Raw genomic sequence first — 12,771 nt, forward strand, 5'->3', positions numbered from 1 at the left:
ATGGGAGTTGAGGTTCCCGGCGCCCTGATGTGGCTGCTGGAAGCGGTAGCCGGGTCGGAGTACCCCGAGGGCGACGAGGACGGCGTCTGGGGCATGGCCGACGACTGGCGTGCCGCGGCGTCCGACCTGCGCAAGGTCCTCGACGACATCGACGACGCCATCGCCGCGGTCAACTCCGCGTATCCGGAGGGTGAAGCGCGGCAGCAGATGGTCGCCGACCTCCAGCTCTATCGCGACGGCGAACAATCGCTGGAGAAACTGGCCAAGGATTTCGAGACCATCGCCGAGAGCGCCGACGGCCTCGGCATGGAGCTGGAATACGCCAAGCTCATGGTGATCACCTCGCTGGCGCTGCTGGCCGCCGAGATCGCCATCTTCTGGATCTTCCCGCCGACCGCACCCGCGGAGACCGCGATCGCCATGGGCTTCACCCGCGTGGCCATCCGGATGCTCGCACAGCGGGTGATGAACAAGATCGTGCAGCTGGCCGGGAAGCTGATCACCAAGAAGCTGGCCAACTTCCTGATCCGGCACGTCGCCATCGACACCGTCATCGGCACCGGCCAGGATCTGGGCATCCAGGCCTACCAGGTGGACGCCGGTCACCGGAAGAAGATCGACTGGGACCAGGTGAAGATGACCGCGGTGAGCTCCGCGGTGGGCGCTGGCGTCGCCAGCCCGATCGGCGACAAGATCGGCAAGTTCCTGAACAAGCCCCGGGGCGCCGGGCAGACACCATGGTTCAACCCGAAGGTGAACGCCGCGATCACCGGCTCCACCGCCGGATTGGTCGGTGGCGTAGCGGGTTTCGGTGGCAGCCTCGGATATCAGATGGTGCAGGCCGCGCACCAGGACGACGGCTCCTGGGACTGGGGCAAGGCGTGGGACCAGACGAAGAAGAACGCCACCGAGCAGTTCGACTGGCGGATGCTCAGCGCGGGCGCGTCCAACGGCGCCCTCTCCGGGGTGAGCCGCACCGCCGCCGACATGCGCTGGCAGCGGCAGCATCCGGAGTGGTATCAGCCCGCCGGGCCGCGGATCGGGTACCAGGGGCCGAACAACACCGGGCCGGTAAACGCGCCGACGAACGGGTACGGCGGGCCCGCCAGTTCGTCCAATGCGCCTGCGGCAGGCGACAGTTCGTCGAGCAATCGGGCGCCGGGCAGCGGAAACACCGGTGGCGGTGAGCGTGCCGGAGTGCGGACGGGTGCGGCCGAGCCCAGCCGTACCGGGAATCCCGCGCAGGTCGGCGATTCCGCGCCGGACACCGGGCGGGCCGGGGCCGCGCCGACCGATACGGGGCAGACTCCGGTGTCTCCGGAGGCCGGTACGCAGGATTCGACCGCGCCGGAGAATGCTCGGCCGACCACGGGGGAGAGCGACCCGACGGCCGATGTTTCAGCTCCGCCGGAGGGGGCGCAGGAGCCGGGGGACACGTCGCGGCCGGAAGGCGACAATGGCGCTCAGGCGCGGCCGGAAGGCGACAACGCTGCTCAGGCGCCACCGGAGGGTGGCGACGGTACTCAGCCGCGCGAAGGTGCCGACACCGCGGCACATCCGGAGGGCGACAACGGAACTCAGTCGCGCCCGGAGTCCGGCGGCACCGTGGACGCCGATCCCGGAGCGGAGCAGGGGCGGCCCGCCGCGGAACCGTCCCATGGCACCGACACGAGTGACGCGCCCGCCGATAGCGGACCCGCGACGCGGCCTGCCGCGGCCGAGGCGCCACCGGTGGAGACCGGCGTCACCGAACCGGAGACCGCACCCGCGCCGCAGGCGGAAGCCCCTGCGGAACAGTCGGATCCGGCGGCCAACGCCGGAACGAACCAGCGCGCCGAGACGACGCCGCAGCAGTCGGATCCGGTGGGCGATTCCAGTCCGGAGCAGCGCACGCCGGTCGCCGGTGAGTCTTCGCCGGCTCGTCCGCTGGGCGCCGATGCCGCACCGCGCGCCGATGCCGCGCTCGACTCGGGTAACGGGGTGCGGACTTCTAGTGAGGCTGTGGCCGAGACCAATACGGCTGGTCCGCAGCAAGATTCGTCCGCCGGTGCGGCGCAGCACGGCCCAGCGAATGCGCCGGCCGAATCCCGTACCGGCGGCGATTCCCGACCGGACACCCGTGCTGTGCCGCGCAGCGCCGCGCCGCTCGCGGGTGACGCGCGTCCGCGTACGGACGCGCCGCTGGCCGGTGACGCTCGCTCCCGGCCTGATATTCCGAGCGCGGATCAAGTTCGCCCGGATACGGAAACGGACGGAAAGCCGGTTGATTCGACGCCTCAGCGTGACGCGGACGATCGCGCTCGGGCAAGCGAATCAGGCACTCGCCCATGGCAACCCGACGGCGAGGGCGGGCCGCGTGCCGATCGGGCCGCCGACGTGGCGCCCCCTCGTGCGGAAGGTGTCGCCGACGAGTCGAACCTCCGTACCTCGCTGGCCGGTGACGAGACGGCAAGGCCGGAGGCGGCGGCGAGCGATCGCGATCCCGCGCCACAGCCTGACCGCAATGGCGCAGAGCCAGCGGCCGATCCGGCCGCGCATCAGCGCAAGGCTGACGAACCCGACCTCCGCGCATCGGAGCCGCGCGTAGCGTCCCCGGCCACGCGCCCCGATGATCCAAATGCCGCTGATTCCAGCCAGGTTCGGCCCGAAGCCGGTACACCGGACCGCGACCCCTCGGCGCACCGCGACCAACCTGATTCACGACCCACACCCCTGCGTGGAGAAGATCCCGCACCGCTCCGTACGGCGGACCCGGAAAGCTCGTTCATGCAACGCGATCGGCCCGATGCCGGTCAACCGGATGCACAGCGTCATGGGGTCGACCCAGCGGCGCGGGCCGATGAGGGCGGGGCGCGCCGGAACGATGTCGATCCGGTGGCGCAGCCTGAGGGTGGTGTGCAGCGCAACGGCGTTGATCCGGTTGCGCGGCCCGAGAGTGGTGTGCCGCGGAACGGTGCGGACTCGGATGCGCGGCCCGATGAAGGCGGGGCGCGGCGTGACACTGCGGAGCCCGCGGCGCGCACCGATGCGGATCGCACTCCCAGTCGGGCGGCGCGGGATCCGCAGGCGCCGCATCGGCCTTGGGCCCCGGACCCGGGGCCGACGCGGACGGCCGAGGCCGACGGTCCGCGCGCGCGGCGAGATGGCGCGGAGCCGGCACCGGAGGGGCTGCTGGCCGTGCCTCCGCCACCCGGGGAACCCGGTGGGCCGCAGCAGCGTCCACGCGCCGGGCGGCCGGAGACGAGCGTGCCGGAGCGCGCGGGCGCGCGTCCGGACGGCGATCAGCCGCCCGCCGACGGCCCGGACACTATCCCGGAGCGCAATCGCGGTCGCTGTGCCGAGCTGGCGTTGCGGCTGATCAAGAATCTGACCGGCAGCACCGCGATCCGCCCGCCGGACGGCCCGCTCGACATGAGCGGAATGACCGCCGCCGAACTGCAGGCGGCAGCGGGCGGCCAGCTGCGCCGAGCCGTCGATCACGATGAAATCGCTCAGCTGCTGCTCGGCATGCCGGAGGGCTCCTCCGCGCTGGTGGTCGACGAATACCACGGCCCGGTAGACGAATACGGCGTCGGCGCGCACGCCTACGTGCTGGTGCACGAAAACGGCGGCATCGTGGTGCGCGATCCCGGCTCCGAACGCGTCGAGGGCTTCCCGCCGACCTTGCCGCGCGAGGTCAAGAACACCTACGCGATCATTTTCGACGCCGCCGGCAAGCCCCGGCATCCGGCGGGCGCCGACACCCCGGTCCTCTTCGGCGACCGCACCCGCGACGAGGAACCGGCCCGCATCGGCGACGAGGGCCCCCGCCCGCAGCGCCAGCGGCAACCGGAACCCCGCCGCCGACCGATCCAGGAACCCGAACCGGAGCCGGACCCCGCGGAAACCCGCCCGGAGGGAATCCCGCTGCAACAAACCCAGGGCGGACCACCCGAGGAGCCACCGACCCGCCGCGACTCGAACGAAACCGAACCGGATGGCCTCCCGCTACCCGAAACCGAGGGCGCGGCACCACCCATGCCCCCCGACCAGCCGCCGCTCCCCGGCCTGGGCGCCCCCGACGCGACGCCGCCGGACGGCTTCCGTCCGCCCCAGGATGCTCGGCAGCCGCAACCGGCGCCCGCCGAACAACCGGAGGGCAACAGGACCCCCGAAGCTGCGGCAACCCGCCCGGAGGGTCTTCCGCAGCCGGATTCCGAGGCGGCAACGCGTCCGGAAGGTCTCCCGCAGCCGGGGGGTGATGCGGCCACGCGACCGGAGACACAGTCACAGGCCGAGCCTGCGACACGTCCGGAAGAGGCTGCACAGCAGGCAGATTCGCCGGAACTGTCGGAGGCGCTGGAGCGGGCGCGCGACGTCGATGCCGAGTCGCGGCAGGCGTTGGAGGAACTCGGCACGCGGATCGAGGATCGGCTCGCCGAAATCCAGCGGATGGTGGACGAGGCGCTCGACGGCCCGCCGAACCCGGGGGAGGCGCTGGATCGCGCCGATGCCCGCGCCCGCGAATTGCAGGAGGCCAACGACGATCTCGGCAGGCGCGTCGACGACGCGATCGACGACATCCGGCGCGAAGCCGCGCGTCGACTCGAGCGTGCAGCCGAGGAGAACCGCAGGCAGGCAGACGAATTCGAGCGCATGCTGGAGCGCCGCGACGAGCAGGGCGACGAGCCCGATCCCTTGGCGCGCGACTCGGCCGAGGAATTCGACGCGCTGGGCCGCCGGGTCGACGAACGCCTGCGTGAGATCGCAGCACAGGTCGAGCGGGACCTGGCACAGGCACAAGCTGAGCAACATCGCGCAATCGACGAAGCCGCCAACGGCAAGCAGCCTGCGGGGAGCACGCAGCGACCGCAAACAGATACTTCCCGGCCGGAGACGCCGCGCCCCGCGTCGGAGACGCGCCCGGATGGTGTCGCGCAGTCGCGCCCGGATGCGACGCGCCCGGATTCACGGCCCGCGTCCGAGACTCGCCCCGAAGGCATCGCCCAGCCGAAACCCGATGCCACGCGTGCGGAGACGCGTCCGGATGGTGTCGCGCAGCCGAAGCCCGATGCGACGCGCCCGGACATCCGGCCTGCCTCCGAGACGCGCCCCGACGGCAATCCCGCACAGCAGCCGGCGACCCGGCCCGAGGGGGCGCAGCCGGAGAAGAGCACCGTGCGCGAGCGTATGCGGGAGCGGGCGCGGCGTCTGTGGGAGGCTGTCCGCGAGGCCAGGCACGACGAGATCCCGAAGCATCCTTCGGGTTCCACGCTCGACGGCCACGGGCAGACGGTGGCGGCCGACGGTCTCGCGCAGATTCCGGGCGTGGACAAGGTGGTCGCGCCGGTCGGCGATCCCGGTGTCGCGTCGCCGAACATCGCCCGGATCGCGCTGGAGACCGCCAAGCTGATCAAGGCGCGCAAGCGGATCATGGAGTTCTGGCGTGCGATCTTCGGCCGGGAGAGCCATATCGCTCCGCCCGACGACTTCCAGCCGCCGCTGAATCCGGACGGCACCGAGGATCGCTACTGGGAGCGCGGCGTCGCCGACGAGGAACTGCCGCCGCATCTCGCGGCGCGCGAGGCCGAGCGGGAAGCGCAACGGCAACGGCAGCGGGAGGCCGAGCGGCAGCAACTGCCGCAGCAGCCTGCGGTGGAGGCCACGCGCCCCGAGGCGGTCGATCCGGAGACGCGCGAGGCACTGCGGGAGCAGCGGCAGGCCGCCGAGCAGGTCGAGCGCATGGCCGAGCAGTTGCGGCAGCGCCTGGCGGAGGTGGCGCCCGAGCTCGCGCCGCTGGCTGATCTCAGCCCGGGCGAACTGCGGCGCGTGGTCGAGAGGCTGCGCGACGCCGCGGCGGTGCGCGCCGAACTCGTCGACCATTTCGAAGCGGTGGCAAGGCTTTTCAACCTCGAGAACGCGGAGGTCCCCTTCGCCTCCGAGCTGCCGCTGGACCAGAAGGGCCTGTACTCCGAGGATCCCGGCGAACGGTTCCTCAAGGATCTGCTCGGCGACCAGACCTCGATGGTCAACAACGAGGGCGTCAACAACGGTGCCGAGCCGGGCAAGTCCGAGGGGCCGCTCGCCGAGCAGTTCCGCGAGCGCGGCCGGATGCGCCAGGAGTTGGCGAACCTCCAGGCCGACCTCGCCGACCTGCTCGGCATCGACAACCTGCACGGCATGCGCAACGACCCGGTGCTGGAGCAGGAGCTCGTCCACCAGCGCAACGAAAACCGCCGCATCGCCGCCCTCATCGATGCCCTCGAGGAGCGCATCACCCAATTGCACCGGGCCGACGCCGAACTCGCCCGTCAACTGGCCAACCAGGCCAACCGCACCCAACCCGACCTGCCCCGCCCGGCACCGACGCGTCCGGAAGCCGCGACAACACCGGATCGCGCCGCCGCCCAGACCCGGCCCGACCTCCCGCTGCCCGGCCAGACCCAGCCGGACACTGCTCTGCCTCAGCCGCGAGTCACGACTCCGGACAACCCCGCTGCGGCTCAGACCCGTCCGGACCTCCCGCTGTCTGGCCAGACCCAGCCGGACACCGCTCCGCCTCAGTCGCGTTCGGAAGCCACGTCTCCGGACAACCCCCCTGAGACGCGTCCGGACCTCCCGCTACCCGGCCAGACCCAGCCGGACACCGGCTCGACCGCATCGCGTCCGGAAGCTGCGACGGACGATCCAGCCGCGGCCCAGACGCGCCCCGACAATCCACAGCCCGAGGCGTCCCGCTCGGCCGGCGAGCAGCCGCGCCGTCGGGACGGCTCCTGGCACCGTCCGGAATCGGATCCGACCGCGACCCGTCCGGACATCGATCCCGGCGAAGACACCCCGGGCGCCGCGGCGATCAAGCCGAAGCCGGATTCCGGCGATGACGGCGGTGCCGCCGCGCGAACCCGCCCCGATCTGCCCGAGCAGCCGGACACCCCCGATTTCCTGGGCGACAGCGACGATCCACCCGGCGGCAGACCCGACGCCGGACGGCACGATTCGAACGGCACACCACCGGCCCGCCCCGGTGCCGAAGAATCCGCGGGTGAATTGCCCAGGCCCGGCCTGCTCTCCCTCGATACATCCGGCGACCAGGTGCGAAACCTGCTGCGGCAGACCGAGCTCGGGCGGGAGATACTCGCCCGGCTGGGCGCCGGCCCGATCGACGCGCGGTTCGAATCCCGGCACGGGGACGGGCGACCCGGTGAGTTCCGACGACGTGATTTGTCGGTCGTCACCTTCACCAGCGGAAATGATCATGTCCGGCAGGTGCTGGCGATCGCGCGCGAAGCCGTGCACGCGGAAGCGCTGATGGATGGCAACAGCGCGGGTGATCGGATCCGGTCGACCGACCGCGCGGACTTCGTGCGGTCGATGATCGATCAGGAAGTCGCCGCCGATATCCGAATGATCGAGTTGGCCAACCAGCTTCGCGATCTCGGCTACGAGGTGCGGGTCAGCGACCAGGCACGCGATATCGAGCAGACCTACCTCAGGGCCTACGACCGTGGAGTGAGCGAGGCCACCATGGCCCCGTTCGCCCAGCGGGACCCGAGCGCCACACGCACCGCGGCGGATATCCACCAGTTCGCCACCGATTTCGCGACGAACGCCATCCGCCCACTGGTCACCGACCTCGCCTCGGGCGAGGGCCGGGACTACGCCGATTTCTATGGCGCGGCCTGGGATCGGGCGAACGCCGTCGCCCGCACCGAGGCATCGCTGCCGGATCTGGCGGCCACCCCCGAGGCAGCCGACCGCCTCCGTACCGCAGCACTGGCCGATCACGCCGCGACCCTGCGGGCCGCACAGCGCGCGGGCGAGCTGAGCCGGGCCGCCGAAGCGCTGGGCTTGGATCCACAGGCTGACGCGAAGTCGTTGCGGGACAGCGCCACTCGACGACTGGCCGAGATCGCACCCGAACTCGCCGATCCCGCCGTGGATCCGGCCCGGGCGGCGGACCTGCGCAGACTCGATCACGACCTGCGGACCCTGGTCGACCTGACCACGCAGCGTGAGCTGGCGGACTTCCGGGCCCAGGAGCGTGCGACGGCGCTGGCACGCGAGGTTGCCTTGGTAGAGGGCGCGGATCCGCCACCCCCGGAGACCGCACCGGAACCCACGCCAACGGACCTGGCGGCCAGTGCGACCGCCGAACGCGTCGCACGGTTGCGCGCGACCCTGGACGGCACACCCGCGGGGGAGTGGGCCAATACCAGCCTGACCCGCCACGATGTCACCGTCGTACACGAGTCCGGCGCCTCGGCGCGGTACGACCCGTCGCGCAACGCCCTGGTCATCGATCCGGGCGCGACCGACGCCGACCATCTGCTCGCCCTGGTCCACGCCGCGATCCACGCCGAACTGACGCACGCGGACCCGGACGCCGCGACCCGCGACCGCATGCAGTCCACGCGCCAGCAATACATCGATCGCATGCTGGCCCAGCACGGCCGGGCGCACGCGCTCGAGGTCGTGGTCGCCATGCAGTTGCGTGCCGAGGGACACCGGATTCCCGAGGGACCGTTGGAGCGGGTCTACCGTGAGGCTTTCGACGCGACCCGCGCCGACGCCGCGGAAGCCGATCCGACACTGCCGAATTCGGAACTGGATCGGCTCGCCAACCAGGCCGGCCTGCAGGCGCTGCGCCCGGTGCTGGCGGACCACCCGGCGACCGACGACGGCACCACCTACGCCGAAAGCTACGGCCGCGCCTGGGATGTCGCCCACGGCGTGCGCACGTTCCCCGAGCGGGTCGCGGACGCGCTCGCCTCCGGGGTGCGCGAGGTCGAGATGGTCGGTGAGAGCCGGTCGATCACCGAGCCGCGGCGCGTGGAACGGGTGACCTTCCACGACGGCACCGTGCTGCTGCGCACCACCATGCTCAACGCGCGACAGGCCGATGCCGAGGAACTGACCGCCCTGATCGCCGGCTTGGTCGGTGCGAATGTCGCTCCGGTGCATCGTGATTCGCCCACCGTGTTGTACGCCGAGCCCACCGCGGGCACGGTGCCGGCCGGAAAGTTCATCGACGCGCACGAGATGTATATGAGTGACCCGAGCGCGGACCGGCTCGGACTCCTCGACGCGCTCACCGATACCCCGGGCCGGGACGACCACGGCTGGATGATCGTGCCCGGCAGCACGGTCGCGGGCATTCGCCACCACTTGAACTTCGGTAGCAGCCCGGACTCCGGCACACTCAGCCCGTTCGCCGAGTTGTTCCTGCGCACCGGGCCGGACGGGGGCCTCGAACCCGTCGATCACGGCCGCACGGCCCCCGAACTGGCCGCGCTGCGCCGCGCGATCGAGGCGGTGCGCGGTGAGTTCGCCGCGCGCGGCCGGGAAAGCTGGCACGACGCGGTGCTGGACCGGCTGGCTCTGCTCGAAAGCACCGCGACGCCGGGCGCGCCCGACAACGTCGTCCGCACTCCCGTGAGCGGCTTCCTTTCCGAAGACGGCTCGACCTACGTCAACCGCTACGGCGGTGATCGCGACTACGGCGTGTACGCCTACGTCAACGGTTCCGGTGTGCTCACCCTCGAGGTGCGGGTCGGGCCCGGCACCCCGTCCGGGTCGCACATGGTCGCCGAGGTGATGGGCGCGCTGGGCGACCGGGTCCGCGTGGTCGAGAGCAACTGGTTCGACGCCGGAGCGCTCGGCGACAACCTGGCCAGCTTCAACGCCGCACTGCAGGAAGGGCTGACGCCGGAGGAAGCGGCGCTGCAAACCCACATCGGCCAGCAGGTGCAGCGCTACGGCTTCACCGAGGCCACCGTCGATCCGGGCGATCTGGAGGGCCCGCTCGGCGAGAACACCAGTGCCCAGGTGCGATTCCAGCGCCCGGAGGTGGATCCGGAGGCCCAGCGGCGCGACCTGCCCGACGACCAACCGGACGCACTCGGTGACGAGGATCCCGGACTGTGGCAGCCCGCTCCACCGGATCGAGCGACCGCGCGCGTCCTGGAAATCCTGCGGAACACCGAAACCGGCCGGGCCGCCCTGGCCACCCTGCGCGAGGCCCGGGCGTCCGTCCGCGTGGAATTCGGCGAGACCCCGGGCACCCGGGACGCGTTCGATCCGCGCCGGATGGAGCTGGTCGTCGACGGCCGGGACCGGAGCGAACCGGCCCAGGCGCGGGCGATCGTTCGCGCGGCCACAGTTGTGGAAGCGGTGCTGGCCGGCCGCGCCGAGGTGAATCCCGCCGTCCTCCGCGGTGGTGATCGAGCGGAATACGTTGCGGCACAGCTGCGTGTCGAAGCCGAAGCACTGGGCCGCGAGGCGGAGTTCGCCCGCGAAGCGGACACCCTCGGCTATCCCGAGCCGCCGCGCTGGGGCGACGACATCGTCGATACCGCCTACACCAACGCGCTGCACGAGCAGTACCTCGCCGCCCACGACGCGGCGATCAGCGACGCACGCGACGGCGACCCGGCGCGCACACCGGAGCAACTGCGGCGGATCGGCCGGGACGCGGGTGTCGACGCGCTGCTGCGGGGCGACCTCTTCGATTCGCCCGTGTACCCGAGCGAGGGCGCCAGCCTGCGCGAGCGCCACGGCGCGGCATTCGACGCGCACCAGGGCGACGCACTGCCGGACACCCTCTATGCCCCGGCCGGACCGGACGCGGCCCAGCAGGTGCCGCGCCTGGTGCGCGAACAGCTGGCGCTGGACCGGCAGATCGCCCGGGTCGAGGACCTGCGGTCCCGCCTGCGCGCGGTCTCCGACCTGACCGACCGGCACGCCGAACTGACGGCGCAGCGAGACCGGATCCGCGCCGAGATCGCGGCCCGGGTGGGTCACGATCTGCTCGACGCCGAAGTCCTTGCCGCCGAAGGCCGTTGGGTCACCGATCACGTCGCGCTGATCCCGGGGCAGCCGCCGCGCGTGCTGGTCGTCTCCTCGGATCCGGCGACGGCGGTGCCCCGTGCGGCCGCCGACGCCGACGCCACCGTGCGCCAGGTGCTGCGCGACGGCACCGCGCAGACCGAACGGGTGCACGTCCGCGTCGACGAGTCCGGGGTGGTGCACGCCGAACGAACCCGCGTCCCACTGCGTCTCGCACCAGGCGAGTCCCCGAGCCATCTGCTACCGCCGCGCACACCGGACGCCCCGGCCGGCCCGGAGACCGTGCGCCCGAGCATGGCCGAGCAGGCCGCCACGGTCCGTGACCAGGTGACGGAGGTGCTGGGCACGCACGAACTCGGCCGCTGGGCGACCGACACGCTGGCCCGCCACGGCGTGCAGGTCCGCTACAGCGCGGAGGTGCCCTTCGCCGTCGAGGAGGGCAGGCAGAAGTTCGGCGCCGACGCCCTCTACGATCCCGCCACGAAATCCGTTGTGCTGCCGCTACACGGCGCCCCGGAGGCCAACGCGGCGTCGCTGCTGCGCGTGGCGTACCTGGCCGAGCAAGCCGCCACCGCCGGTGTGCCGCCGGAGCGGTTCGCCCTGCTGCGCGCGGATTTCGTCGATCGGATGCTCGACCGCGCCGCCGAGGCGCACGCGCGGGAGTTCGAATTCGAGCGGCGGCGCCAAGCCGAGGCCGGCGAGCAGAGCCGCCGGTCCAAGCACGAACCGGATCATCCCGTCGGCCCGGGTGGCCCGCTGAATCGGGGCGACCGGCTGGCGGAGGTCTACCAGAAGGCGTTCACGCGTGCCGAGAAGATCGCGACCGAGACCTACGACGGCAACCGTTCCGTCGACCAGCGCATGCGCGATGCCGCGGCCTACCGGGCCGCGGTCCGGGCGGTACGCGCGGAACTGACCCGCCTCGGTCCGCAGGTCGACGGCCGCGACTACGCCGCGCATTTCGGCGCGGAATGGGATCGGGCGCACGGGATCCCGCCGGTGGGCGGCGAGGAGGCACGGACACGGCCCAGCGCCACACCCGCGCAGCGCAGCCGCCGATACGCGGAGGAGATCCATACGCTTCGGCGGCTGCGCGACGCGGGCCGCTTCGTCCCGGTCGGCCCCGCCGAGACGGCCTACGTCGACGCCTACGACCGTGCCTTCTACCGGGCCGAGGCCGAGTTCGCCCGCAACCCCGAAACCGCGGTGCGCCCCGAGCAGGCCGGGCAGGACGCCGGAATCGCGGCGATCCGCAAGCATCTCGATCAGGCGGGCCTGGACGCGGCCGAGATCGTCTTCGACGTGGCTCGCCTCGGCGGCGACAACCAGGGCGCCTACCGGCCCTGGGCCCACGAACCGGCGGAGAGCTCCCAGCCGCACCACGAAACCTCGCGTCCGCCAGTCGATTCCGAGCTCCTGCGGCGCGGGCTGTTGGACGCGCTGCGCGACGACCCGGGCACGGTCTTCCTGGGCGACGACATCGCCGTGTCCCCGGAAAAGAAGCTGCTGGTGGTGGCGGCCGAGCCCGGCAAACACATGGACGCACTGCGGGCGCTGGCACTGCGGCGCCCCGAGTTCGCCGACGCGCTGTGGGACGGCAGTCATCAGCTCCGCTACCTGGAGGTGCGGCCCGGCCCGGACGGGCTGCCCGCGACCACCTGGATACCGCACCACATCGCCGAAGGGCGGTTCCGCGCCCCGGACTACTACGAGGCGCAAGGCCAGCTGCTCGTGCATTACCTGCGCTTCCGTGCCGACGGGCGCACGGATCTCGGGTTCGAGCAGTGGCTGCGTCAACTCGGGCCCGAGGCGTTCCACCCCGACACGGCGCGCCCCGCCCTGCGCGGCATGCTGACCCGGGAGTCCGGATTACGGCTGCTTCCCGAGGGTTCGACGCTGCCCGACACGCATCCGGCGGTGGTCGCGCACAAACTACGGACCAGACAG

At 72.1% G+C, this 12,771-nt stretch carries 1 protein-coding gene (running past one end of the window); it reads left to right on the plus strand.

Annotation, left to right across the window (positions count from 1 at the left end):
* On the plus strand, nt 1-12,771 hold the start of the coding sequence (locus AB0I43_RS22155; protein ID WP_357432607.1) for a hypothetical protein. The gene runs 15,990 nt beyond the window's last position; the window shows 12,771 of its 28,761 coding nt (coding positions 1-12,771); it begins with the start codon at nt 1-3; its stop codon lies beyond the right edge, outside the window.

The organism is Nocardia sp. NPDC050435 (assembly GCF_040655395.1).
In the GTDB taxonomy this organism is placed as follows: domain Bacteria; phylum Actinomycetota; class Actinomycetes; order Mycobacteriales; family Mycobacteriaceae; genus Nocardia.